We start from the raw sequence: 25,821 nt of genomic DNA, 5'->3' as shown, positions 1-25,821 counted from the left end.
GGCGCCGGATGTGCGCATGCGGTCAGCCAGCCGGAAACCAGCTCGTATCGACCCGTGAATGGCGGTCAACGAAGTCACAGAGCTGCACCAGCTTTTCCTCCTCCAGCACTTCGACGGTGCCATTGTCGCGCCGGATCAGGCCGTCCTTCTGCAAGGCCATGAAGGAGCGGCTGACATAGACATTCGTCAGTCCCAGAACATCGGAAATCTCGGTCTGGTTGAGCGGCAGGCGGAACACGGTCTTCATCGACTTGTTGGTGATGCGCAGGCGGGCCATGAGATCGAGCAGCAGATAGGCGATCCGCTCGCGCGCGCTCATGCGCCCGATGGCCTGGAGAAAATCAATCAGGATGACCTGGTTACGTACGGCAAGCGCAAACAACAGGGCGGCAAGCTGCGGTGCGTCGCGGAAAACGTCGTCGAGATCCTTTTTCGGAAACGGGCAGAGGCGAACGTCCTCCGCCGCGCGCAACACGGTTGTACAGGTGTCGAAGGCAATATCGGAGAAACCGACGATATCGCCCGGATGATGAATTTCGACAATCTGCCTTCGGCCGTCCTTCATGTCGGTATAGCTGTAGAGCCAGCCATGCTTGACGACATAGAGGTTCGCATTGCGCTGGCCTTCCCGGTGGATTTCGGTACCCTTGCCATAGTCCCTTTCATCCCGCTCCAGACGGGTGATATTGTCCCGCGAACGCGGGTTCAGCGGCACGTAATGTGACAGTTTCTGCACCAGGCAGCTATTTTGGCTCATCTGCTCCGATCCTTGGCGAAAGGCCCTGCGACCAGGGTCCGGCAAAAATGGCGTGCGCGGGCACGCATCGCAACGGAAAACTGATCTGTTTTGCGTGGCGAGTGACATTATTTCGCCAAATCTTCCGATTTCAAACCAGTTTAATGCGTACTGCAATGAAAGGGTTCAGATACGGGCCTTACACGAGGAGAACCTGGATGTCCGAAGCCTGCCTCCCGCGGCGGAAGGAGGCGCGCTAAGTGTCCTCCGCCGTAGCCATTATCGACCCATTTTGCCTGACGTCTTGCACCGTGACCGCGCTTGACGGCTATGCAGCTGGCGAAACCGAAACCGCTGTTTTGCGGGTCGCGCGCGCGCTGAGCGGCAGCTTGCGTTTCCATTTCTACCAGAATGGACGGACTATCATGGACCGTGACCGATACGGTCTTTATCGTCCGCTCGATGCCGTTAACGGCGACAATGTTGCCGGCGTCGCCGGTATCATCGTGATCAATTCCTGGAAGGCCGCACTGCGGGCCCGCAAGCTTAACCGCGATTGCCCGATTTTCCTGTGGCTGCACCGCAATCCCGGACGTCACAATCGTCGAATGGGCGAGGCACTGGCCGATGCCGGGATCAAGATCATTTGCGTTTCGCGCACCCATGCCGAAGGCGTCACGGCATTTCTGCAACCCGAAAATCGCTGGCTCCCGGAGATCGGTTGGATCTATTCGCCTGTTGACGATGACCTTGTTGCCGACGACACGCCGCGTGATCCCGACCGGCTTTTCTATCCGGGCATGCCTCTGAAAGGCATGCCGGAGGTCCTCGCCAAGTTCGAGGCCGTGCGCCGCGACCGACCGGCGCTGCGGCTTGATATTGCCGAGCCGGCCGGTCTTGTGTGGCCGGGAGACCGTATTCCTAGCGGCGTCAACTTTCTCGGCCGTCTTCCCCGCACCGCAATGATTGGGCGGATGCGGCGTTCACTGTGCGTCTTCTATCCTCAGACGCGGTGCGGTGGACCCTTCAGTCAGCTTTTGGCCGAGGCGAACGCCATTGGGACACCTGTGCTTTTCCACAAGGGTGTTGGCGTCAATGACGAGATTGCCGGTGTGTCCGGACAGGCAATCGATAGCAATGAACTCGATGCTGTCGGCGCGAGGCTCGACCTATGGCGCCTGTCGCCGCCAATAGTCGACATTCCCGCGCCGTTTCGCATGCAACATGTGGCGTTGGCCTGGAAGGAAATGCTTGAAGCGCCAACCTGGAAAAGGCCCAGTCGGCCCTGCGGCATTGTAAACGGGCTTGCCACCTGCCCAACCGCGTCCCCGGAGAAATGATACTGGCGTGGTCACAGAGCTTGGGGCCATCGGCGCCGGCGAATTGCCTGATGGTCGATGAACTCCGTTTGTTCCCGCGAAAACGACAATCGCCTCGTATCGAAACCGATGCGAGGCGATAATCTTATCAGGTTTCTGGATCTGTTTAGCCGATATGGCGCAGATCTTCCGGCAACAGTGCCGACGGCATGCTCTGGTAGCAGACCGGGCGCAGGAAGCGACGGATTGCCAGCGAGCCGACGGACGTGGCGCCGAAATTGGTCGAGGCCGGATAGGGTCCGCCGTGAACCATGGCATCGGCCACCGCCACCCCGGTGGCAAAGCCATTCGCAAGCAACCGGCCGGCCTTGCGCTCCAGCAGGGGCACAAGGCTCTGTGCGAATTCGATATCGTCATCGTCCAGATGCAGCGTGCAGGTCAGTTGACCCTCAAGCCGTTCGGCTATGGCCCGCATTTCCTGGGCATTGGCAGCCATCACCACGATGCCAAGCGGTCCGAAAACTTCGTGCGAAAGCCCCGGATGGTCGAGGAAATCCTTGCCGCTTACGGTAAACAATGCCGGTGCGCCTTCGCGGCCCTCAGACGCAGCTTTTACCAGCGTCTTCACACCATCCGTTCCGGCGACATTGCCACGCCCGCGGCGGAATGCTTCGGCGATACCCTCGGTGAGCATCGGTGAGGGGCCGACATCACCGAGGGCCTTTGCGGCTGCATCGGCAAAACGGTCGGATTCCGGGCCGGCGAGCGTGATAACGATACCGGGATTGGTGCAGAACTGGCCGACACCCATGGACAGCGAGCCGGCCCAGCCTCTGGCGATGTCCTCGCCACGGTTTGCCAGCGCATCGGGCATCAGGAAATTCGGGTTGACCGAGCCAAGTTCACCGAAGAAGGGAATAGGCTCGTCGCGCCGCGCGCAGAGATCGAACAATGCCTTGCCGCCGGCAAGCGAGCCGGTAAACCCGACCGCCTTGATCAGCTGATGGGTGACGAGCGCGCTGCCGGCCTCATGCGACGCGCCTTGCAGCAACGAGAATACGCCGGGGTGAATTCCGCATTTTTCCGCCGCTGCGGCTATCGCCTCAGCGATGATCTCACCAGTGCCGGGGTGGGCCGGATGCCCCTTGACGACGACCGGGCAGCCTGCGGCAAGCGCCGAGGCCGTATCGCCGCCGGCCGTGGAGAAGGCGAGCGGGAAATTCGATGCCCCGAACACGGCGACAGGTCCGATCGGGCGCTGTACCATCTTCAGGTCCGGGCTTGGCGGGGTCGCATCGGGATTGGCAGCATCATGGCGGCGGTCGAGATAATCGCCATCAAGGATATGGCGTGCAAAAAGGCGCAGCTGGCCGGTTGTGCGTCCGCGTTCGCCCTCGAGGCGGGCTTCGGGAAGGCCGGTCTCGGCGGAAGCGATCGCGGTAATATCGCTGCCGCGCTTTTCGATTTCGTCGGCGATCTTGTTCAGAAATCCGGCGCGATCCCTGCGTGTCGCATAACCATAGGTCCAGAAGGCGGCCTCGGCCGACTTCACGGCCTGGTCGATCAGATCATCATTCGCCTCACAATATTCGATCGGCTCACCGCTGACGGGTGTTGAGGAAAAACTGATATCCGTCCCAATCCATTCGCCGCCGATCAGATGTTTGCCGTGTGGTTTAAAGGTCATAGTCAGTTCTCCTGGGAAATTTTCAATTGGACGGAAACACATACCGGCTCAGATAAGGTCGCGCGCCGCGAGGTTTGTCATCAGCGCGCGAATACCGAACGTCCATGGCGGGCATTCGGTCGAAAGCTGCACGGTGTTTTCAAGACGGCCGAGACCGGGCGATGAAATCGTCACCCTGTCGCCCGGCTTGTGGGTAAAGCCCTCTCCCGGCACTTCGCGGTCTTCGCTCGGGGCAAACAGCGTTCCGAGATAGAGCATAAAGCCATCGGGATACTGATGATGCCGGCCGATGGTTTGGCTGACAAGCGCTTCCGGATCGCGGCTGATTTCCGACATTGAGGAATGCCCCGTCATTTCAAAACCGTCCTCGCCAGCTACCGTCAGCGTAATTTCGGCCCTGCGCACATTGTCGAGCGTAAAGCTGTCGTCGAAAAGCCTGATCATCGGGCCGATTGAGGCCGAGGCATTGTTGTCTTTTGCCTTGCCGAGCAACAATGCGGAACGTCCCTCTACATCGCGCAGATTGACGTCATTGCCAAGCGTGGCACCAACAATCCTGCCGGCCGACGATACCGCGAGAACCACTTCGGGCTCCGGATTGTTCCATTGCGAGACCGGATGCAGGCCGACATCGGCGCCCGGACCAACGGCGGAGAGCACCTGTGCCTTGGAAAACACTTCCGCATCCGGGCCGATCCCGACTTCGAGATACTGGCTCCAGAGACCCTCGCGGACCAGCGCCTCTTTGGCGGCTGCCGCTGCCTTCGATCCCGCCTCGATATTCTTCAGGCTGGCGCCGATGGCCGCGCCGATACGCGCGCGGATTGTCTCGGCCTTTTTGGGGTCGCCGGCGGCTTTTTCCTCGATCACGCGCTCGACCATCGAGCGCGCAAATGTGACGCCGCAGGCCTTGACCGGCTGGAGGTCTGATGGGCACAGGAAATGGACATGGCTCTCATCGCCGGGGCTGGCATCCGCAATCTCTTCCAGCGTGGCGAGCCGGAATCCGGGTGCCTCGGCGACATAGCCGGCCGGATCAGGCATTTCGCAGATGTCGCGCACCGTCGGCGCGATCTTTGAGGTGATATCGTAAAGCGCGCCGCCACGTAGCGTTACAACGGCCGGTCCTTTGGCTTCGGGCAGAAAAACACGCCCGAGCCAGGTTCCGTTCTGGTCATCAATAATCATCATCGCAAGTGTCCTCATGCCCGGCGCAGATCGCGCCGTCTCCGTCCCAACGTAAAGGCGGATTACACTTAAGCGACAATGCGGCGATATTCCAGCCTTCCGGGCAGTCATCCCGGGCTGTCCTTCATGAGGCGGGCAAGAAAAGGCAGGGCCGCGCGTCCGATGGCAAGCCCCCGGTGTCGCCCGAAGCACCGGTTGAAGGCGGGCGTCTTCATCCCGATCCCGCGCGCCATTGCAGACGGCTCACTTAGGATTTCGACTGTATTTTGAACAGAACCATTGCTCACCTTCTGCACGTCGTCGCTTCACTCGGCCGAAGGTAGAAGCTCGAGGATACGCCCGGCGTGACGGCTGGCGGCGGCCGTCGGCGGCCAGACGAGGGAAAGGGTGAGGCTGAAACGCGCCTCGAGCGGAATGCTGCCGATCGGGGCCGCCATGGTCAGGAAGGCCGCCTCGGGCAGGACCGCAACAAAACCCTGTTCGATGACGAGATTGACGATGATCGGCAGGGAATCGACCTCGACAAGGCGCATGGCGGCCCGTTCGGGCTCGCCCAGCTTTTCGGCGAACAGCGCATCGGCCTTCTGGCGAAGCCCGCTTTTCAGGCTCGGCACCGCGATCGGCCGGGTCAGAACCAGATTGGCAATATCCCCGCCGCTTTTCTCAATCAGCGTGCGCGGCCCGACGACGGAAAGCCGAGAGTGCGAGATCGTCCGGCGTTCATAGCTTTCGGGGATCGCCTCAGTGTCGAGCAGCGCCACGTCATAACTTCCGCCCTGCAGGCCGCGCATCAGTTCGTCCGCTGTGGTCGAAGAGATGAACAGCGGCGCCTCGGGCCGCTGTTCCAGCCAGCGCGCCGAAAGGCGGGCGAGCGAACGCGCCGTATTGCTCTCATAGCCGAGCGGGATCACAGAGCCGAGATGACAGGTGGAGACGGTGCGGCGAAACTGACGGGCTGCACTCTTGGTCAGCCGCTTCCAGACCTCCTCCAGAACTTCGGCAAGCGCCAGCACTTGCTGTCCGGCAGGTGTCAGGTCGACACCATCCGAATTGCGGATGAAAAGGGCGCGGTTTATCTCATGTTCGAAGGCGGAGATCTGCCGGGAAAGCTGCGGCTGACCGATGCCGATCTCGCGTGCGGCACGGCGGATGCTGCCCATCCGCGCCACGTGGCAGTAGCGCGAAAGCGTGAGGAGGCTGACGTTTAGCATAGCCCTGCGTTCGGCTTCGATCTCCGCAAGCTCGCCGAGCGCGCGGGCGGTGCCCGCAGCAAGCGCCAGATCCGGCATCAACCGCCGGCCCTCAAGCGTCAGCGACAGCCGTGAACCGGCTTTTTGCACCAGAGGTGTGGCCAACTCGTTCTCTATCCGGTTGACGGCGGCTGCCATGCTGGCTGGCGGGCGTTTGAGCGCGCGGGCGGCAGGCCTGAGCCCGCCGCATTTCAGCACTTCATACACGCTGCACAGCGTCAGGATATCCAATGATCGCGCCTCCGGTGAACGGCCTAAAAATTAGGCAAACGAGACATTGCATAAATCAAGAGCATCACCCGTTCAACATATGGGATATCCCGTCTTTGACAATAATCCAATACTCTGCCGTCAACGCATGGGGAACCGAATGAACGCGAAGAACAAAAGCATCATGTTTTCAGGCCAGCCGCTGAGCTTCGACATTCTGTCGCGGATCGGCGCCGGTTGCGCGCTTCCCGCGGTTACCTATGCGGGCGTCGAACGGGTCGAGCGGGCCCATCAGGTGGTCCGCGACCGGCTTGCCGAAGGGCTTTCGATCTACGGCGCCAATACCGGCGTCGGCGCGATGAAGGACACCGAGTGGACGCTGGAAGCGCTCGAAGAGTTCAATCTCGGCCTGGTGCGCGCCCACCATTTCGGTACCGGTGATCCCTTTCCGGTCGAGATCGTGCGCAATGCGATTGCCATTCGCATCAATACCGCGCTGACCGGACGGGTTGGCTGCTCGATGGCGCTGGTCGAAGCCTTTCAGGCCTTGTTGGAACATGATTTGATTCCGGTCGTGCGCCGCACCGGCTCGATTGGCTGTGCCGATATTGGCTTGATGGGGCAGGTTTCGGCGGCGCTCACCGGCGCTGGCGATGTGCTGTACAAGGGCCGCCGCATGCCGACGACCGAAGCTTTTGCGCTGGCCGGGCTTCAGCCGCTCAAGATGGAGCCGCGCGATGCCCTCGCTTCGTTTTCGCTGAACGCCATCGGCTATGCTTCGGCGGCGTCCGCGCTGCACAAGGCTGCTCTTGCGGTGCGCGTGCTGCTGGCGACCGGTCTGGCAACGGCCGGTGCCATGGGCGGGGCAATTGCGCCCTGGCGCTCGGTGGTTGAGGTTGGCACCCATGCCCATGCGGATATCGGCACCTGGCTTTGCCGGGCCTATGACGACTGGGGCTGGATTTCGGCGAGCCATGTGCAGGATCCCTTGAGCATCCGCATGATGCCGCAGGTGTTCGGCACCGCTATCGAAAGTCTGACGATTGCCGGCAATACCATTCTCGCCGCGACCGGTCGCACCGACGACAATCCGGTGGTGATCGGCAACGAGGTTCTGACCTCCGGTGGTTCGCTGCCGCTCGACGTCACCATTTACGTGCAGGCCGCCCAGATCGCGATGGCCCATGTGGCCCGCAACATCTTCAATCGCTGCGTCATTCTGACCAATGGCGGACGGCGCGGCCTTCCGGTCAATCTGGTGCCTCATGGCACCGTGGCAACCGGTTTCGGCCCGATCCTGAAGCTTGCGGGCGACCTCTTTGTCAGGACCCAGACACTGTCAGCGCCGATTTCGGCGCAGTCGCTGGTGGTGGCTGGCGGTATCGAGGACGAGGCCGCCTTTCTGCCGCTGGTGGTCGAGCGTTTCGAGCGCCAGGTCCGGGCACTGAGACGCATGGCCGGACTTGAGGCGTTGCTGGCCGCACAGGCCATGGATATTTCCGGCGATGAGCCGCGTGGTGTAGCAAATCTCGTCTATGCTATCGTCAGAACGCACTCCGCGCTCTATCTGAAAGACAGGCCGCTTTCGAGCGAGGTTGAACAGATCGAAGAGGAACTCGGCTCGGACGCGACGATGACCAGACTGATCGAACAGGCACCACTTGCCCTGCTCGATGACTTTTTCGCACTCGCACCGCCTGAAAAGGCCTGAGGCCGCAGGTAACGCTTTAAAGGTCCGGATGGACCGGCAAGAGAGGGACAGATCATGAAACGACTTTTGACATTGACCGGCGCGCTCGCCGTCACCGCGTTTTCCTTTGCAGGAACCGCCTCGGCCGATCCGGTCGTGGTTTCCTCCAAGATCGACACGGAAGGTGGCGTGCTCGGCAACATCATCATTCAGGCTCTTCAGGCCAATGACATTCCGACCGAAAACAAGATACAGCTCGGCGGGACCCCGATCGTCCGTCAGGCGATCACGCAAGGTCAGATCGACATCTATCCGGAATATACCGGCAATGCCGCCTTCTTCTTCAACAAGACCGATCTGCCGGTCTGGAACAAGCCCGAGGCCGGCTATGAAGAAGCCAAGAAGCTTGACTACGACGCCAACAAGATCGTCTGGCTTACCCCGGCGGATGCCAATAACACCTGGGCGATTGCGTTGCGCAAGGATGTCGCCGACCCGAACAACCTCTCCAATATGAGCGAGTTCGGCGCCTATGTCGCCGGCGGTGGCAAGGTGAAGCTTGCCGCGTCTTCCGAATTCGTCACCTCGCCTGCAGCATTGCCGGCCTTTCAGGAAGCCTATGGTTTCGCCCTGACCTCCGGTCAGTTGATCCAGCTTTCCGGCGGTGACACGGCGGCAACGATTGCGGCGGCTGCCAAGCAGACCTCCGGCGCCAACGCTGCCATGGTCTACGGTACCGACGGCGGCATTGCCCCTTCGGGCCTGAAGGTGATGCAAGACGACAAGGGCGTGCAGCCGGTCTATCTACCGACCCCGATCATCCGCGAAGCCAGCCTCGAGGAATATCCGCAGATTGCAGATATCCTGAAGCCGGTCTTCGAGGGTCTGACGCTTGAAACTCTGCAGGACCTCAACGGTCGCGTCCAGGTCGGCGGTGAACCTGCCGATGCGGTTGCCAAGGACTACCTGACCTCAAACGGGTTCGTGAAGTAACAGGCCTTCCCTTCCGCAATGCCGGGATTGCCTGGCATTGCGGGCGGTAAGACACAAGGCTGCAAAACGCAGATAGAGTAGCCCGTAAAATGGCTCCGGATCCCGGCTTGAGGCCGGGATCCACGGAAAAGGACTGCAAACGCAAAACGCCCGCGCATGGCGCGGGTGATACGAAGCGGGCTTTACCCGACTTACTGCGAACACCCGCCACATGAGCGGGACGGATCACCGTTGCCAAGCGAAGGGCACGCCATGTCAGCCATCAGCGACCCCCGACAGGAAAGCCACGCCGCGCTCAGGCTCGACAAGCTCGGCGTCATCGTCGCGGCGATAGCGATCCTGTCGCTGTTTCTTCAGCCGTTTGCGCTTTCCCGGGCAAACCGTATCGTTTCTGCCGACAATGTGATGGTCTGGGCGGCCATGCCGCCCTGGCAGGGTGCCGCGCTCATCATTGCCATGCTGGCCGCCATCGCGGTGGTTCTGTTCAAGACGCCGGTCAATGTCCGGCTTGCCGTTTCCATCGCCGCCATAGCGGTTCTGGCGCTGATGGTTGGCCGTGCCGGCTATTATTTGATGCCACCGGACAATCCCTACGCCCGCATCTCGCCCGGCGCGAGTTTCTGGCTGATGCTGTTCGCGTTTTCGATCACCATGGCCGATGCAATCGTGCGCAAGGCGCTGCCACCGTTGCTGCGCATCGCCTTTCTCGTGGTCGCCGCCGCTGCGATCGGGCTGCTGTTGTGGTCCGGTGCCTGGAACGATCTCTCGATCCTGAAGGAATATAGCAATCGCGCAGACGCCTTCTGGCGCGAAGGCCGCACACATGTGGAACTGGCCTTCGGCTCGCTGGCTGCCGCCGCCGCCGCCGGCATTCCGATCGGCATCCTGTGTTTTCGCGTGCCGAAGGCGCGGGCCACGATCCTGAACAGCCTGAACGTGCTGCAGACGATCCCGTCAATCGCGCTGTTCGGGCTTCTGATCGCGCCGCTGGCGTGGGTTGGCCGTAATGTGCCGGGCGCTGCTGAACTCGGCATTGCCGGTATCGGCTTTGCGCCTGCGATTGTTGCGCTGTTTGCCTATTCGCTGTTGCCGGTTGTTTCCAACACGGTTGCCGGCCTCGACAGTGTGCCGCGCGATGCGCGCGAGGCCGCCCGTGGCATGGGCATGACCGTTCGTCAGCAGCTTTTCCAGGTGGAGCTGCCGCTTGCCTTTCCCGTCATCCTCACCGGAATCCGCATCGTGCTGGTGCAGAATATCGGCCTTGCCGTGATCGCCGGGCTGATTGGCGGCGGTGGATACGGCACATTCGTTTTTCAGGGCATTGCTCAGACCGCGACCGATCTCGTGCTTTTGGGCGCGCTGCCGGTCGTCGCCATGGCCTTTGCTGCAGCCATTATTCTCGATGCGCTTGTTGAAATCAGCCAGACAAAAGCCAAAAAGGGGAGCCGGGCATGATCGAGATCGAGGGAATTACCAAGGTCTATGGCGACTTTAATGCCGTCGATAATGTCTCGCTCACCGTCGAGCGTGGTGAGCTTGCAGCAATTGTCGGCACCTCCGGCTCCGGCAAGACCACGCTGATGCGGATGATCAATCGCCTCGTGGAACCGACATCCGGTACGATCCGCATTGACGGGCGCGACAACCGCGAACTGCCTGACTACGAGCTTCGGCGCGGTATCGGCTATGCCATCCAGGGCCACGGACTGTTCCCGCACCGCTCGGTGGCGGAAAATATCGGCACGGTGCCCAAGCTTCTCGGCTGGGACCGTAAGCGGTGCGATGCCCGCGTCGATGAATTGCTCGAACTTTTTCACCTGGAGCCGTCAGCCTTTCGCGACCGGATGCCGCATGAGCTTTCCGGCGGCCAGCAGCAGCGCATCGGCGTGGCCCGCGCGCTGGCCGCAGAGCCTGCCGTGCTTTTGATGGACGAGCCTTTCGGCGCGCTCGATCCGATCATCCGTGCCAAGGCGCAGGAGGACCTGCTTGATATCCAGCGCCGGTTTTCGACCACAGTGGTGCTGGTCACCCATGATATGGACGAGGCCATCCTGCTCGGCCACAAGATCGCCGTCATGCATGAGGGCAGGCTTGAACAATACGCCCCGGCCGCCGAGATCATCGCCGATCCGGCAAGCGATTTCGTCAATGAACTGCTCGGCACCGGCGACAAGGCCTTCCGCATGCTCTCGCTCGAGGCCTGCGACAACCTTGTCGAGGGCGGGGCGGCTGACGGCGAAGCGATCCCGGCGTCAGCAAGCCTGAAGGATGCGCTGGCCGCAACGCTGTGGTCGGGACGCGACGCCCTTCCTGTCGAACGTGACGGCAAGGTGGTTGGCCGGGTCACCCGGGACGCGCTGATCCGTCGTGCCGCGGGGCCGTCATCATGAAAACCTCTGTTCTTGTCCGTCTGGTCCTTCTGGTGCTGCTGATTGCCTTTATCGTCTTTCCGCAAGCCTTCGCTCCGGTGTTCCGGCCGTTCACACAAAACGGCGCCCCTGCGATCTATACCCAGACCAGCCTGTTGTCGCTGACCCTCAGCCACCTCGCCATTGTCGGCGTGGCAACCGTTGCGGCAACGCTGTTTTCTGTCGGTCTTGCCATCGTCGTCACAAGGCCGTTCGGTGTCGAATTCCTGCCGCTGTCGCGCTCGATCGCCAATATCGGCCAGACCTTCCCGCCGGTCGCCGTGCTGGCGCTGGCCGTACCGATCTTCGGTTTCGGACCGATCCCGACGCTGATTGCGCTGTTCCTCTACGGGTTGCTGCCGATCTTCGAAAATGCGCTGACGGGTCTGACCAATCTTCCCGGCAATGTCTCCGAGGCCGCGCGCGGGGTCGGTATGACCGGCACCCAGCGGCTGACGCAGGTCGAGTTTCCGCTGGCGTTTCCCGTCATTCTGGCCGGCATCCGCCTTTCGGTGGTCATCTCGCTGGCAACGGCGACGATCGGCTCGACTGTCGCGGCCAAGACGCTTGGTGAGGTCATCATCGCCGGGCTGTTGTCGAACAACACCGCTTTCGTTCTGCAAGGCGGCCTTGTGGTCGGCGTTCTGGCGCTCCTCATTCACGATGGGTTCGTGATGTTCGAGCGGTCCATGGCCCGGCGCACCGGCCGTAGCTACTAGGAGTATTCAAATGTCGGATTTCGATCTCGTTCTGAAAGGCACGCTGGTGCTTTCCGATCGGGTGGTGAAGGGCGGCCATGTGGCTGTCCGCGACGGGCTGATCGCGGCCGTCGGCCAGGGCGCAATGCCTGACGCCCGTGAGCGTCATGATCTGGGGACGGCCCTGATCCTGCCGGGAGGCATCGACGCGCAGGTGCATTCGCTCAGCCAGAAGGACCAGGAGGATTTCATCTGGTCGACGCGCTCTGCTGCCTCCGGCGGTGTCACCACGATTGTCGACATGCCCTATGACGAGGGCAATGTGGTCAATTCGGCCGAAGCCGTGAAGAAGAAGATCGCCCACGCATCGCCGCAGGCCCGCGTTGATTTCGCGCTCTACGGCACGGTCAATCCGGCTGAAGGTGCTGCCCGGATTGCCGAACAGGTGGAAGCCGGGGTCGCTGCCTTCAAGTTCTCCACCTTCGGCACACACCCGACCCGTTTTCCCCGCATTCCGGCAGCGCTTCTGGAGGAGTGCTTTGCCGCAATCGCGCCGACCGGCCTTGCTGCCGGTGCCCACAATGAGGACGATGAATTCGTCAATGCGGCAATTGCCAGGGTCAAGGCTTCCGGCCTCACCGATTACCGCGCCCACGGCCTGTCGCGCCCGCCGCTGACGGAACTCATCGCCATGCACCAGATCTATGAGACGGGTGCGGCGACTGGCTGTCCCGCCCATGTGGTGCATTGCTCGCTTGGTCGCGGCTACGAGATCGCCGCAGCCTATCGTGCCCAGGGTCACACTGCCACGGTGGAGTGTTGCATCCATTACCTGACGCTGGACGAGGAAAACGATGTCAAGCGGCTTGGCGGCAAGGCCAAGATCAATCCTCCGGTGCGTCCGCGCGCCGAGGTGGAAAAGCTCTGGCGTCATGTCGCTTGCGGCAATGTCACCCTGGTCTCCACCGATCATGTGAGCTGGTCGGAAGACCGCAAGACCAATCCGGACATGCTGGCCAATGCCTCGGGCGTTCCGGGGCTGGAAGTGATGATGCCGTTTTTCATCAAGGGCGCGCTTGAGCATGGCGTGCCGCTCCATTGGGCCGCACGGCTGATGGCGGCAAACCCCGCGAAGCATTTTCGTCTCGATCATGTGAAGGGCGCGCTCGAAATCGGCAAACATGCCGATATCGCCGTTCTCGAGCCGGGCGATTTTGTCTATGATGCGGCGGAAAGCGGCAACAATGTCGTCGGCTGGTCGCCCTATAACGGCATGCGCCTGCCCTACAAGGTGACGGCGACATGGCTGCGCGGAAAACAGGTCTTCGACGGCAAGAGCGTGACCGACCCCGGCGCCGGCGCATTCGTGCGGCCTGAGGCGAGTCTGCCTTTGCGCGAGGCGGTACAATGAGCCGCAACCTCACCGTTTCTCCGGCGCGCATTGCAGCCGATATCGACGCGCTTGCCGCGATTACCGAACAGAACCGGCCGTGGACCCGTCGCGCCTTCTCGCCGCTGTTCCTTGAAGGCCGTGCCTATCTCGAAAAGGCGTTCCGGGCCGCAGGGCTTGAAACCCGCATCGACGCCGCCGGCAATCTGACCGGCATTCGCAAGGGCAAGACGCCCGGCTCAGGCACGATCATGCTCGGCTCGCATTCCGACACGGTGCCCGATGGCGGGCGGTTCGACGGGGTTGCCGGTGTGGTCGTGGCACTCGAAGTGGTGCGCGGCCTCACGGAGGCCGGCGTTGAACTCGACCATGATCTGGAGGTTGCCGATTTCCTGGCCGAGGAGGTCTCGATCTTCGGCGTCTCCTGCATTGGTTCGCGCGGGATGGCGGGTGTTCGCCCGGCCGAATGGCTGAGCCGGGAGGCAGGTGGGATGACGCTTGCCGATGGCATCACGCAAGTCGGTGGCAATCCGGATGCCGAACAGAAGGCCCGCGACGATATTCGCGCCTTTCTCGAACTCCACATCGAGCAGGGCCCGGTGCTGGAGAGCGAAAAACGCGATATCGGCGTGGTCACCGCCATTGCCGGGATCACCCGCGTGGAAATCATTGTCGAGGGCCGCGCAGACCATGCGGGCACCACGCCGATGGATCACCGCGCCGATGCGCTTGCCGCCAGCGCCCATGTGGTGCTCGCGGTTGAAACCTTTGCCGGCGAGCTTTCGGCGACACCCGGCCATTTTGCCGCAACGACCGGCGAATTCGAGATGTGGCCGAACGCCGCCAATGTGGTGCCCTCGAAAGTGCGCATGCTGCTCGATATCCGCTCGGAGCACCGCGACGATCTCGGCGCGTTTCTGGCCTCGCTTGAATCCTGCCTTGAAGGCATTGCCGGGGATAACGGTGTGGCCATCGCCGCGCCGCGCCTTGTCTCCGACAATCCTGCCATGCCGATGGATCCGCTGGTGATGGACGTGCTCGATGATGCCTGCGAGACGACGGGGGCCACCCACCGCCGCATGGCGTCTGGCGCAGGTCACGATGCCGCCTTCATGGCCCGGATCGCCAAGGCCGGCATGGTGTTTATTCCCTGCCGTGACGGGCGCAGCCACACACCGGAAGAATTCGCGGAAAACGCCGATATCGCGCTCGCAGCAGAAGTCCTGCTCGAGGCGGTAAAGCGGCTCGACAAACAACTGATGGAGCAATGAGATGGGCCGTATCCTGACGACCAAAGATGTGGAGCCCGCCGTCAAGGGTGGCTCGGTTTATGCCGCCGGTGGCGGTGGTTGGGCCGATCACGGCCGTATGCTGGGCTATGCCGCCGTCAATGTCGGCAAGCCGGAACTGGTCTCGGTGGAAGAGCTTTCCGACAATGACTGGGTGGCAACGGCTGCTGCCATCGGCGCGCCGGCCTCGACGACGCCCTGGGAGATGCAGGGCATCGACTACATCAAGGCGGCAGAGCTGCTGCAGGAGGCGCTTGGCGAACGGCTTTCCGGCCTGATCGTCGGCCAGAACGGCAAATCCTCGACGCTCAACGGCTGGCTGCCATCCGCCGTGCTCGGTACCAAGGTGGTCGATGCCGTCGGTGATATCCGCGCCCATCCGACCGGTGATATGGGCGCAATCGGCATGGCAAGTTCGCCGGAGCAGATGATTCAGACCGCCGTTGGCGGCAATCGCGCCGAAAACCGCTATATCGAACTGGTGGTCAAGGGTGCGACGGCGAAGATCTCGCCGGTGCTTCGAACCGCTGCCGACCAGTCCGGCGGCTTTATCGCGTCGTGCCGCAATCCGCTGCGCGCATCTTACGTGAAAGCCAATGCCGCACTCGGCGGCATTTCCATGGCGCTCGCACTCGGTGAAGCCATCATCGCGGCGGAGAAAAAGAGCGGTTCGGCCGTCATCGACGCCATCGTCAAAACCACCAATGGTGCAATCCTGACCGAGGGCAAGGTGACGAAAAAGGCCGTTATCTACACCAATGAGGCCTTCGATGTCGGCACGGTGACGGTGGGTTCCGGCGACAAGGCAATGCTGCTGCATGTGATGAACGAATATATGGCCGTGGAGGATGTGGGCGAGACGCGGCTTGCAACCTTTCCCGACGTGATCACCACGCTTTCGGAAGACGGCGAGCCCTTGAGCGTCGGCCAACTTGAAGAGGGCATGACGATCTTTGTGCTGCATGTGCCGAAGACGGTTATTCCGCTGTCTTCCAGCGTGAAGGACCCGGCGGTCTATCCGGTGGTGGAAAAGGCGCTCGGCATTTCGATTGCCGATTACGCGCTGGCCTGAGGAGGAAAACATGCCGAAAGACAATCCGCGCCACCCGCGTTTTCCGATCCCCGGCGGGCCTGAAATCCGCGCCAAAGGCTGGCGGCAGGAAGCTCTGCTGCGTCTGATGGAAAATGTGCTTTCCGTTGGCGAAGACCCGGACAACCTCGTGGTCTATGCCGCCCTTGGCAAGGCCGCGCGCAACTGGCCCTCACATGCCATGATCGTGAAGACGCTTCTCGAGATGGACGAGAACCAGACGCTGATCATCCAGTCCGGCAAGCCGGTCGGCCTGTTGAAGACCCATGCAAAAGCCCCGCTGGTGATCATGGCGAACTGCAATATCGTCGGCCAGTGGGCAAAGGCCGAAGTCTTCTACGAGCTGGAACGCAAGGGCCTGATCTGCTGGGGTGGACTGACGGCCGGCGCCTGGCAGTATATCGGTTCGCAGGGCGTCATTCAGGGCACCTACGAAATCTTCATGCGGATCGCCGAAAAGCGTTTTGACGGTTCGCTGGCCGGCCGCTTCATCCTGACTGCAGGACTCGGCGGCATGGGCGGCGCGCAACCGCTCGCCGGCCGCATGGCCGGTGCCGCCATCCTGGTGGTCGATATCGATGATGAGCGCGCCAAAAAACGTCACGAGATCGGCTTTCTCGACGCGATCGCGCCCGATCTCGATTCAGCACTTGCGATGATCGACGAGGCGGTTGCCGCCAAAAAGGCGATTTCGGTCGGGCTTGTCGGCAATGCCGCCGATATCTATCCCGAGATTGTCCGGCGCGGGATCACGCCCGATATCGTCACCGACCAGACCTCGGCCCACGACCTTGTCTATGGCTATGTGCCGAAGGGCATGAGCCTTGCGGAGGTGAAGCGCCTTCGCGAGGAAGGCCCGGCTCAGCTGATGGCCGCAAGCCGTGCCTCGGTTGCCGAGCATGTGCGAGCGATGCTGACATTCCAGCAAAACGGTGCGGAAGTGTTTGACAATGGCAATCTGATTCGTACCCAGGCGCGCGAAGGCGGCGTTGCCAATGCCTTCGATATTCCGATCTTCACCGAGGCCTATCTCAGGCCGCTGTTTGCCGAAGCGATCGGCCCGTTCCGCTGGATGGCGCTGTCGGGGGAGGAAAGCGATATCGCCCGCATCGATGATCTGGTTCTGGCGATGTTTCCGGATAATTTCATCGTCACCAACTGGATCCGTTTGGCGCGCGAAAACGTACCGTTCGAGGGCCTGCCGGCCCGCATCGCCTGGCTCGGTCATGGCGAGCGCACCAGACTTGCTGTGGCGGTCAATGAACTGGTCGAAAACGGCGAGCTCAAGGGACCGGTCGCATTTTCCCGCGATCATCTTGATGCCGGAGCCATGGCGCATCCCAACATCATGACGGAGAACATGAAGGACGGATCGGACGCGATTGCCGACTGGCCGCTGATCAACGCCATGACGATGTGCGCCTCGATGGCCGATCTGGTCGTCATCCATTCCGGCGGCGGCGGCTATGCCGGTTACATGACCAGTGCCGGCGTCACCATCATCGCCGACGGCACGGCCGATGGCGCGGAACGGCTGGAACACGCGCTCACCAACGATACGTCGCTGGGGATTATCCGTTATGCCGATGCAGGGTATGAGGCGGCCGAAGATGCTGCAAAGCGCGGTGATGTCGGCCATCTGCCGCTGGAAGTCTAAGCCCGACATTTGCGTCATCCTCGGGACAAACCCGGGGATGACGTCTCAGAGCGGAAATGAGCCCGCCTTGCCGCATGGCACAGCCGCGCCGGTCAGATATCCAGATTGGCAACCGAAAGCGCATTGTCCTGGATGAAGTCACGGCGGGGTTCAACCTCGTCACCCATCAAGCGCGAGAACAGCCCGTCGGCGCTGGTGGCGTCGTTGACCTTGACCTGCAGCAGCGAGCGGACATTGGGATCCATCGTCGTTTCCCAGAGCTGCTCGGCATTCATCTCGCCCAGGCCTTTATAGCGTTGTGTCGTCAGCCCCTTGCGTCCGGCCTCGAACACGGCTTCCAGCATGGCGCGCGGGCCGTAGATGGTGAGGTCGCCATTCTTGCGGCTCAACCGCGGCGGTTTTTCGTAGATTTCGAACAGCCGCTTCTGCATCTGGTCGATATAGCGCGCATCGGCTGAACCGATCAGGCCCATATCGAGCGAGGCCACTTCCTTGACGCTGCGGACCGTGCGTTCGAAACGGAGCCCGCCATCTTCGCGCACGAAGCCTTCCCATCCACGCTCGGTTTCCTCGGCGATCACGTCGAGCCGGGCGGCGATATCGGCAGCAAGGCGCTCGGCCTCGGCCGGGTCGGTCACCCGTTCGGCATTGAGCGCACCGGCGATCGCCGCCTGCTCGACGACCGCGCGGTCGTAGCGGGAATGGATGCCCTCCATGAGATTGCGCATGCGCACGGCATCAACGATGACCTGGCGCAGATCCGCGCCGGCGCGGACTTCACCGGTGCCCAGATGAAGGGACGCATCCTCGAGACCCTGGTCGATCAGGTAATCCTCGAGCGCCTGCTCGTTCTTCAGGTACTGCGTCGATTTTCCGCGCGTCACCTTATAGAGCGGCGGCTGGGCGATATAGAGGTGCCCGCGTTCGATCAGTTCCGGCATCTGACGGAAGAAGAAGGTCAGAAGCAGCGTACGGATATGGGCGCCATCAACGTCAGCATCGGTCATGATGATGATCTTGTGGTAGCGCAGCTTGTCCGGATTGTACTCGTCCTTGCCGATGCCGGTGCCGAGCGCCGTAATCATCGTGCCAATTTCCTGGCTCGATAGCATCTTGTCGAAGCGCGCGCGTTCGACGTTCAGGATCTTACCGCGAAGCGGCAGAATAGCCTGGGTCTCGCGCGAGCGGCCCTGCTTGGCCGAGCCGCCAGCGGAATCACCCTCCACCAGGACAAGCTCGGATTTCGCCGGGTCGCGGTTGGAGCAATCGGCAAGCTTACCGGGCAGCGAAGCGATGTCGAGCGCGCCCTTGCGCCGCGTCAGTTCACGTGCACGGCGCGCTGCCTCACGGGCGGATGCGGCTTCGGCAACCTTGGTGACCAGGATCTTGGCCTCGTTCGGATGCTCTTCCAGCCACTGCGCGAGCGCTTCATTGACGCAGCTTTCAACGACCGGGCGCACCTCGGAGGAGACCAGCTTGTCCTTGGTTTGCGAGGAGAATTTTGGATCCGGAACCTTGACCGAAAGCACGGCCGTCAGACCTTCGCGGCAGTCATCGCCCGTCAACGATACTTTCTCGCGCTTCAAAATGCCGGACGTATCGGCGTAGGCAATCATCTGGCGGGTCAGCGCGCCACGAAAACCGGCCATGTGGGTGCCGCCGTCGCGCTGGGGAATGTTGTTGGTAAAGCACAGCACATTCTCGTGATAGCTGTCGTTCCACCACATTGCCACTTCGACGGTGATATCGTCCTTTTCGGTGGAGATTGCGATCGGCGCGCTGACCAGCGGTTTCTTGGAGCGGTCGAGATAAGCGACAAAGGCAGCGAGACCGCCGTCGTAGTGCAAATCTTTCTCGATCTTTTCGGAATGGCGGTTGTCGGTCAGAAGAATGTGCACGCCGGAATTCAGGAAGGCCAGTTCATGCAGACGCTTTTCCAACGTGTCATAGTCGAACTCGACCATGGTGAAGGTTTCCTGGCTCGGCATGAAGGTGAGCTCGGTTCCGGTCTCACCGGCAGCATCGCCGATCACTTCCAGCGGCTTGTCTGCAACACCATGGGTAAAGCTGATCTCGTGCAGCTTGCCATTGCGCTTGATCTTCAGCTTCAGCCAGACCGACAGGGCATTGACCACCGAGACGCCGACGCCGTGCAGGCCGCCGGAAACTTTGTAGGAATTCTGGTCGAACTTGCCGCCCGCATGCAGCTGGGTCATGATGACTTCTGCCGCCGAAATACCCTCGCCGGTATGAATGTCGGTCGGGATGCCGCGGCCATTGTCGGTGACCGACACGGAACCATCGGGGTTCAGCGTCACGGTCACGAGATCGGCGTAGCCGCCAAGTGCCTCGTCGATGGCGTTATCCACCACCTCATAGACCATATGATGCAGACCCGAACCGTCATCCGTGTCGCCGATATACATGCCGGGGCGTTTGCGCACGGCGTCGAGGCCTTTGAGAACCTTGATCGAATCGGCGCCGTATTCGGCCGGAAGGCCGACGGCTGTTTCTGGAGTTTCGCTCATCAACAGGTCTTTCCGAATTTGTCAGGGGTGCGGCAGGTTACGTAAAACGCCACCGAATCACTGCTTTTTCAAGCGCAAAGCTTAGGGGAAAAGCCGTTTCCGCTCAAATCACTACGGCCCCTTTTACAGTCAAATTGGGGATAAACCTAGCCTGTTTCAATGGCGGGGCATGCCGACACCGGAAGCCATCGATCTCGCGCTTGAAAATCAGCGGGTAACCGTCCGTGATGGACCGGTTGCGGGTGCGCGATACCAACCCTGAAAAATGCAGGCGGCGCCCCGCCGGGAGCGCCGCCTCGAAAATGCGGATCGACCTGAAAAATCGGCAAGGAAGGGCGAGATCAGCCCGCCTTGCGACGGCCCCAGCGTTCATTCGGCTCGATCAGCGCGGCATCGGCAAAGGTCGCCATCTCGTGTTCGGCCCTGTCATGGGTCAGGATGCCGTTCCAATGAAGGTAGAGATAGCTGTCACGAATGATCTGGTTGGTCGAGGGGGATGTGGCGGTTGTACTACGTACACGATTGGAATGGGCGGCCGTGGGGGCCATGTCCTTCTCCATGGAATATCTGGCGTTTGGGAGGCGCTCTCCGGTGGGAAACGGTTTTCGCAATCGGGACCCCGTACACGACTTGCAGGGCCGGATGCAGTGAACCTCTTGGCCAGAAGCCGTATTGAGGTCCCGAATGCATTTTCAGATTAGTAATCCAGACTGCATTGTTCTTTGATCTCCCTCAAACTCCGTGAGAATCGTCATTTTTCGGGGTCAGCGCGCAAGTTTCCGGTCAATCAGCAGATCAAGTTCTCCGAGTGCTTCTTCATCGAGCTGGCCGATGATGCGCGAAAGCCTGTTGGCAAAGGCGGTATGGGCGGGGGAAAGCCCGGCTGTATCGACCACCACGCGAGGATCGGACTGATCGGCAATGGCAAACAACGCCTCGGCATCGTCCCAGATAATATGGAAATAGCCGGCAACGCGCTGAAGGAAGTCGAAACTCGGCTTGCCGCGTCGCCCGTGTTCAAGCGCGGAGAGATAGGCGGCTGACACGCCGATGGCCTCGGCCATCTGTTTCTGCGAAACGCCGCGCCGCGCCCTCAGTTCACGAACGGCCTCTCCGAACGGAGTCATGCTCATGTCCCTTTCTCCGGGCAAGCCGCACATAAAGCGCGCCCTCGCCGCCATGCTGGCGGGCCGCCGTTTCATAGGAAGAAATCAGCGGCCTGAAGTCCGGCAGCGAAAACCACATAGGCACCGCCCGTTTCAAAACCCCGTCGCTGCCGATCGATCCGCCCTTGCCGGTGATCACCAGAATATGCCGGTGCCCCCTGGCATGTGCGCGGTGCAGAAATGCCAGAAGCAGGGCATGCGCCTCGTCCTGAAACAGGCCGTGCAGATCGACCCTGGCGTCGATCGACAGCCGTCCGCTTGCCAGCTTGCGCTTGATGGGCCGCTCGAGCGGATGGTGCTTTCGGGCCTGATCCTGCGCCAGCTTTTTCGGCAATGCCAGCGGCGAGACGCTGGTCTTTCCTGTGTCCGCCTTTTTGCCTTCTGCGGCAATGCCATTCATCAGGTCGGGAAAACTTTCCGGATTTGCCGAGTGTTTTTCCAGCTTTTTGCCTGGCAACGGCCGTGCCGTACGCGCGACCTTGTTCCACAATTCCCGCTCTTCTGACGAGAGCTTCCGGCGGCTCATCTTGAAAGAAACTCCCGACAAAAAGAAGCGGCGTCTGAACGCCGCTTCATACCACAGAGGCTAACCGCTATTCGGAAGCCGTGGCGATCAGCTTCCAGTTCGGATCCCGCGAGCGCGTATCGCGTGCGAATGTCCAGAGATCGCGAACCTCGGCAATCTGCTCGGCATCGCCTTCAACAACGCCGCCGTCCGTATCATAGGTCGCGGAAATCATCTGGCTGACAATCCTGAGTGTGATCCGGGCCTCCGTATTTTCAACGTCCACCTCGGTGATCTCGGCTTTTTCGATACCGACGAAATTCGCCTTGACGGTTTCGCCGCTTGCCTCGCGCTCGCTGAGAGCGGCATTGAAGCCCTCATAGACCTCCTTGGAAAGGAGGTCCTTCAGTGTGCGCCGGTCGCCTTCGGCAAACGCCATCACGATCATTTCATAGGCCGCGCCTGCGCCCTTGAGGAAGGTATCGGGCTCGAACTGCGGATCGGCTTCAACGATCTCGCGGAGGCCTGTGTTTACTGCGGTCCCCTCCGGCGAAATTTTGTCGATGGCGGCCATGCGGGCAGCCTTCTGATCCTTTTCGGCGCCAGGCAGCGTAATCACATTGCCCTTTTCGCCGACGGCCTCGGTCGCGTCGGTACGCGAGCGAACCGGGGTCTGCTCATAGCGCGGCTTCTCGTTGCCCGTGCGGCGGCCCAGAACGTTGCGGAGCTGGAAAAAAATCACCACCGCGGCAATCAGAAAGAAGAGTGTAATCAGATCACTTGTGCCCATTTTGGTGTTAACCGCCATTTTCCCTGTTGTTTCCCACCCCCATATAGACTTCACAGGGCCATGATTCAAATGTAACACTTCGAATGAAGACGTTCATTTCGTCATGATCATAACGAAAGACGAACCGAACAGGAAACCGTTTTGCCGCTTCTGATTGCCATCATCCTCTTTCCTTTTGTTGAGATCGCCGGTTTCATCGTTGTTGGCCGTGCCATCGGGCTGTTTCCGACACTCGGTTTGATTATCCTCACAGCCATCATCGGCGCGATTTTGCTGCGTGTTCAGGGCTTCGGCGTGATGCAGCGGCTCAACACCGATGTGCGTGACGGTGGCGATCCCGGACGGGAGCTGGTGCATGGCGCGATGATCGTGCTGGCGGGCATCCTGTTGCTGATTCCGGGCTTTGTGACCGACATCCTCGGCTTTCTGCTGTTCATACCGCCGTTCCGGGACTTCGTCTGGCGGCGGATCAGCAAGAATATGGTGGTTGTATCCCAGGGTTCTTCCTTCTTCCGGTCGGGAGCCGGTCCGGGCGGGTCGCGACGGCCGCCGGGCGGCAGGGGCGCAACCGTGGTCGATCTCGATTCCGAAGACTTCTCCTCCGGTTCCCCTGACGCCAATTCGCCTTGGGCCGAGCGCGACCGGCTGGATGATGACCGCTCCGATGACGACAAGCGGAACGACAAGGACCGGTAGCCGTTTCAGTCTCTTCGACATGCGACTGTCGGCGTCTCACCCTGCGCTGCGGGCGTTGCAACACCTGCCAAGGGTTGTGCGCGCGCGCCCTAAGTGCTAACTGGCAATCCAAATTGATCACTCGAAAGGACGCGAAATGGCAGAGGAAAACGGTGCGGAAAAGAAGGAAAGCCCTTCGCTGAGCATTCTCACTCAGTACATCAAGGATCTCTCCTTTGAAAATCCCGGTGCTCCGGCTTCGCTGCAGAAGCGTGATGGCCAGCCGAACATCAACATCAGTGTCAACGTCAACGCCAATCCGCTTGGCGAAGACAATTACGATGTTCTGCTTTCGCTGAAGGCCGAAGCCAAGTCCAAGGACAAGGCTGTGTTCCTGTGCGAACTGGTCTATGGCGGCGTCTTCCGGGTCGCGAACTTCCCCAAGGAACACGTGCTGCCGATGCTGTTCATCGAATGCCCGCGCCTGCTGTTCCCGTTTGCCCGTCAGATCGTGGCCGATGCCACCCGCAATGGCGGCTTCCCGCCGCTTCTGGTGGACCCGATCGATTTTGCGCAGATGTTCCAGAAGCGTATGGCCGAGGAGCAGGCCCGCGCCAAGGTGCAGCAGCCGGCCAACTGAGCCGCACGCTCATTACGTATAAAAAGACCCGGCTTTGCGGCCGGGTTTTTTGTTTCCTGGTGGGCCTGCCCGCTTTAATTCGGGAGCTTTGCATTCGGCGGTGCCTCAGCGGTCGGAGGTTTGCCAGCGCGGATTTGACCACGGAACCGCGTTTTCCGGCGCCAGTGGCTGGTGGCCGAGGATGTGATCGCTGGCCTTTTCGCCAACCATGATAGACGGTGCGTTGAGATTGCCGTTGGTGATGCGTGGAAACACCGAGCTGTCGGCAACCCTGAGGCCCTCGACACCGATCACCCGGCATTCGGGATCGACCACCGCCATCTTGTCATCGGCACGGCCCATCTTCGCGGTGCCGCAAGGATGGTAAGCGCTTTCGGCGTGTTCGCGGATGAAACCGTCGATCTCGTCATCGCTTTCGACATCGCTGCCCGGCTGAATTTCCTTGCCGCGATAGGGATCGAAAGCGGGTTGCGCGAAGATTTCGCGCGTCAGCCGAACGCAATGGCGGAAATCTTCCCAGTCCTTTTCATGGCTCATATAGTTGAACACGATCTTCGGGGCGTCCTTCGGATCATTGCCCGTCAGCGTCACTTCCCCGCGCGAGGGCGAGCGCATCGGCCCGACATGGGCCTGAAAGCCGTGGCCTTCCGCCGGCGCTGTGCCGTCATAGCGCACCGCCATCGGCAGGAAGTGATACTGGATATCGGGATAGTCGACGCCGGGCCGGGAACGCACGAAGGCGGCGCTTTCGAACTGGTTGGACGCGCCGATGCCGTTCTTGAAGAACAGCCACTGCGCGCCCGCCAGCCCTTTACCGAAGATGTTCCAGTGCTTGTAGAGCGTGATCGGCTGGGTGCTCGCCTGCTGGATATAGACCTCCAGATGGTCCTGCAGGTTCTTGCCGACACCGGGGCGATCGGCGACGACGGGAATGTCGTGTTCGGCAAGCTCCGCTGCAGGCCCGATACCGGAGAGAAGCAGAATTTTCGGCGTGTTGATCGAAGAGGCCGCGAGAATGACCTCGCGCCGGGCACGGATGGTCTCGACCACGCCGCCACGCTCCACCTCGACGCCGACCGCGCGGCCATCCTCGATGATCACCTTGCGGGCAAGGCAGCGGATCAGGTCGAGATTTTGTCTTTTCAGCGCTGGTTTGAGATAGGCGTTGGCCGCAGACCAGCGCCGTCCCTTCCACACCGTCTGCTCCATCGGTCCGAAGCCTTCCTGCTTCTCGCCGTTATAATCGCCCGTCGTCTCGAAGCCTGCTTGTTTTCCCGCCTCGACAAAGGCATGGAACAGCGGGTTCTGGCGCGGGCCTCGCGTCACATGCAGCGGGCCGTCCTTGCCGCGCCAGGCCGGGTCGCCGCCATGGCCGCCCTCGTGCCAGTGTTCCATGCGCTTGTAATAGGGCAGCACATCCGCATAACCCCAGCCGGTGGCGCCGCTTTCGGCCCAGTGGTCGTAGTCGCGGGCGTGACCACGGACATAGACCATGCCGTTGATTGATGACGAGCCGCCAATCACCTTGCCGCGCGGGGTTGCCAACCGGCGGTTGCCGAGATGCGGCTCCGGTTCGGAGACAAAACCCCAGTCGTAACGCTTCATGTTCATCGGGTAGGAGAGCGCTGCCGGCATCTGGATGAACGGGCCGATATCGGTTCCGCCGAATTCGAGCACCAGCACGGAGTGCTTTCCGTCTTCCGAGAGGCGCGCGGCCAGTGCCGAGCCTGCCGATCCGGAACCGACGATGACAAAATCTGCTTCAGTCATGGGGTGTCATTCACCTTTTAATCTGTCGGCGAGGCCGGCAATTTTCATTCTCACCCGCCGGGAGATACTCTCCGGCCGGTTGGCCCCACGGGCCTTAATTGTCCTCCTCCAGCGCTTGCCGCACCGTTCCGCCGGGGCAGCG

At 61.2% G+C, this 25,821-nt stretch carries 22 protein-coding genes; 12 read left to right on the top strand and 10 right to left on the bottom strand.

Translation table 11 applies throughout. The annotated features are described in order from the left end of the window. Positions 1 to 22: 22 nt before the first annotated feature. Positions 23 to 757 carry a Crp/Fnr family transcriptional regulator gene (locus tag AC0L7L_RS17740; protein ID WP_272213392.1) on the bottom strand — a complete coding sequence of 245 codons (735 nt, stop codon included), beginning with the start codon at positions 755 to 757 and terminating at the stop codon, positions 23 to 25. Between the two features lie 239 nt (positions 758 to 996). Here AC0L7L_RS17740 and AC0L7L_RS17735 point away from each other — a divergent pair, with 239 nt between their 5' ends. Then, on the top strand, positions 997 to 2,076 hold the full coding sequence (locus AC0L7L_RS17735) for a glycosyltransferase family protein (protein ID WP_272213391.1): 1,080 nt from the start codon (positions 997 to 999) through the stop codon (positions 2,074 to 2,076). Between the two features lie 145 nt (positions 2,077 to 2,221). On the opposite strand, the gene AC0L7L_RS17730 is transcribed toward AC0L7L_RS17735, so the two are convergent. The 3 genes from AC0L7L_RS17730 to AC0L7L_RS17720 all read right to left on the bottom strand — a co-directional run bounded on the left by AC0L7L_RS17730 (position 2,222) and on the right by AC0L7L_RS17720 (position 6,411). Further along, positions 2,222 to 3,742 carry an aldehyde dehydrogenase (NADP(+)) gene (locus AC0L7L_RS17730; RefSeq protein ID WP_272213390.1) on the bottom strand — a complete coding sequence of 507 codons (1,521 nt, stop codon included), beginning with the start codon at positions 3,740 to 3,742 and terminating at the stop codon, positions 2,222 to 2,224. Between the two features lie 48 nt (positions 3,743 to 3,790). Continuing rightward, the gene (locus AC0L7L_RS17725; protein ID WP_473514000.1) at positions 3,791 to 4,930 is read right to left on the bottom strand and encodes a fumarylacetoacetate hydrolase family protein; all 1,140 of its coding nucleotides are present in this window, start codon (positions 4,928 to 4,930) and stop codon (positions 3,791 to 3,793) included. Between the two features lie 305 nt (positions 4,931 to 5,235). Continuing rightward, positions 5,236 to 6,411 carry a LysR family transcriptional regulator gene (locus AC0L7L_RS17720; protein ID WP_473510417.1) on the bottom strand — a complete coding sequence of 392 codons (1,176 nt, stop codon included), beginning with the start codon at positions 6,409 to 6,411 and terminating at the stop codon, positions 5,236 to 5,238. A gap of 139 nt (positions 6,412 to 6,550) precedes the next feature. Between AC0L7L_RS17720 and AC0L7L_RS17715 the strand changes: the two genes are divergently transcribed. The 9 genes from AC0L7L_RS17715 (at position 6,551) to AC0L7L_RS17675 (ending at position 17,605) form a co-directional block, all read left to right on the top strand. Continuing rightward, on the top strand, positions 6,551 to 8,101 hold the full coding sequence (locus AC0L7L_RS17715; protein WP_272213388.1) for an aromatic amino acid ammonia-lyase: 1,551 nt from the start codon (positions 6,551 to 6,553) through the stop codon (positions 8,099 to 8,101). A gap of 54 nt (positions 8,102 to 8,155) precedes the next feature. After that, positions 8,156 to 9,073 (top strand): glycine betaine ABC transporter substrate-binding protein OsmF, encoded by a 918-nt coding sequence (gene osmF / locus AC0L7L_RS17710; protein WP_272213387.1) that lies wholly within the window; start codon positions 8,156 to 8,158, stop codon positions 9,071 to 9,073. Between the two features lie 252 nt (positions 9,074 to 9,325). Next, positions 9,326 to 10,528 (top strand): ABC transporter permease, encoded by a 1,203-nt coding sequence (locus AC0L7L_RS17705; RefSeq protein WP_473510414.1) that lies wholly within the window; start codon positions 9,326 to 9,328, stop codon positions 10,526 to 10,528. Beyond that, the gene (locus AC0L7L_RS17700) at positions 10,525 to 11,463 is read left to right on the top strand and encodes an ABC transporter ATP-binding protein (protein ID WP_473510413.1); all 939 of its coding nucleotides are present in this window, start codon (positions 10,525 to 10,527) and stop codon (positions 11,461 to 11,463) included. The genes AC0L7L_RS17705 and AC0L7L_RS17700 overlap by 4 nt, the downstream gene beginning before the upstream one ends. Beyond that, a complete protein-coding gene (locus AC0L7L_RS17695) occupies positions 11,460 to 12,200 on the top strand; it encodes an ABC transporter permease (protein WP_272213385.1) in 741 nt (246 codons plus the stop codon). The genes AC0L7L_RS17700 and AC0L7L_RS17695 overlap by 4 nt, the downstream gene beginning before the upstream one ends. Before the next feature lie 10 nt (positions 12,201 to 12,210). Next, on the top strand, positions 12,211 to 13,590 hold the full coding sequence (locus AC0L7L_RS17690) for a dihydroorotase (protein ID WP_272213384.1): 1,380 nt from the start codon (positions 12,211 to 12,213) through the stop codon (positions 13,588 to 13,590). Next, positions 13,587 to 14,840 (top strand): Zn-dependent hydrolase, encoded by a 1,254-nt coding sequence (locus AC0L7L_RS17685; RefSeq protein ID WP_272213382.1) that lies wholly within the window; start codon positions 13,587 to 13,589, stop codon positions 14,838 to 14,840. The genes AC0L7L_RS17690 and AC0L7L_RS17685 overlap by 4 nt, the downstream gene beginning before the upstream one ends. Before the next feature lies 1 nt (position 14,841). Next, positions 14,842 to 15,930, top strand: a complete 1,089-nt coding sequence (locus tag AC0L7L_RS17680) for a DUF917 domain-containing protein (RefSeq protein WP_272213381.1) — start codon at positions 14,842 to 14,844, stop codon at positions 15,928 to 15,930. A 10-nt stretch (positions 15,931 to 15,940) separates the two neighbouring features. Continuing rightward, the gene (locus AC0L7L_RS17675) at positions 15,941 to 17,605 is read left to right on the top strand and encodes a urocanate hydratase (RefSeq protein ID WP_473510409.1); all 1,665 of its coding nucleotides are present in this window, start codon (positions 15,941 to 15,943) and stop codon (positions 17,603 to 17,605) included. 92 nt (positions 17,606 to 17,697) lie between these two features. On the opposite strand, the gene gyrB is transcribed toward AC0L7L_RS17675, so the two are convergent. The 5 genes from gyrB to AC0L7L_RS17650 form a co-directional block, all read right to left on the bottom strand. Beyond that, a complete protein-coding gene (gene gyrB, locus AC0L7L_RS17670; RefSeq protein ID WP_473510407.1) occupies positions 17,698 to 20,133 on the bottom strand; it encodes a DNA topoisomerase (ATP-hydrolyzing) subunit B in 2,436 nt (811 codons plus the stop codon). A gap of 341 nt (positions 20,134 to 20,474) precedes the next feature. Continuing rightward, positions 20,475 to 20,681: a hypothetical protein gene (locus AC0L7L_RS17665; RefSeq protein WP_473510406.1), complete on the bottom strand. Its 207-nt coding sequence runs from the start codon at positions 20,679 to 20,681 to the stop codon at positions 20,475 to 20,477. Positions 20,682 to 20,897: 216 nt separating this feature from the next. Then, positions 20,898 to 21,260, bottom strand: a complete 363-nt coding sequence (locus tag AC0L7L_RS17660) for a helix-turn-helix domain-containing protein (RefSeq protein ID WP_473513997.1) — start codon at positions 21,258 to 21,260, stop codon at positions 20,898 to 20,900. Then, positions 21,232 to 21,825, bottom strand: a complete 594-nt coding sequence (locus AC0L7L_RS17655) for a Smr/MutS family protein (RefSeq protein ID WP_272213377.1) — start codon at positions 21,823 to 21,825, stop codon at positions 21,232 to 21,234. The genes AC0L7L_RS17660 and AC0L7L_RS17655 overlap by 29 nt, the downstream gene beginning before the upstream one ends. 67 nt (positions 21,826 to 21,892) lie before the next feature. Further along, a complete protein-coding gene (locus AC0L7L_RS17650) occupies positions 21,893 to 22,594 on the bottom strand; it encodes a Tim44/TimA family putative adaptor protein (protein WP_473513995.1) in 702 nt (233 codons plus the stop codon). A 141-nt stretch (positions 22,595 to 22,735) separates the two neighbouring features. Between AC0L7L_RS17650 and AC0L7L_RS17645 the strand changes: the two genes are divergently transcribed. Then, positions 22,736 to 23,290, top strand: coding sequence for an FxsA family protein (locus AC0L7L_RS17645; RefSeq protein WP_272213376.1), 555 nt, complete (start codon positions 22,736 to 22,738; stop codon positions 23,288 to 23,290). Positions 23,291 to 23,426: 136 nt separating this feature from the next. Then, the gene (gene secB / locus AC0L7L_RS17640; RefSeq protein WP_473510403.1) at positions 23,427 to 23,909 is read left to right on the top strand and encodes a protein-export chaperone SecB; all 483 of its coding nucleotides are present in this window, start codon (positions 23,427 to 23,429) and stop codon (positions 23,907 to 23,909) included. A 105-nt stretch (positions 23,910 to 24,014) separates the two neighbouring features. On the opposite strand, the gene betA is transcribed toward secB, so the two are convergent. After that, positions 24,015 to 25,679 (bottom strand): choline dehydrogenase, encoded by a 1,665-nt coding sequence (gene betA / locus AC0L7L_RS17635; protein ID WP_473510401.1) that lies wholly within the window; start codon positions 25,677 to 25,679, stop codon positions 24,015 to 24,017. Between the last annotated feature and the right edge of the window lie 142 nt (positions 25,680 to 25,821).

Source organism: Martelella sp. K41-7, from assembly GCF_055808365.1.
Note: the sequence above shows the minus strand (reverse complement) of the source record. Positions and strands in the feature narration are given on the sequence as shown.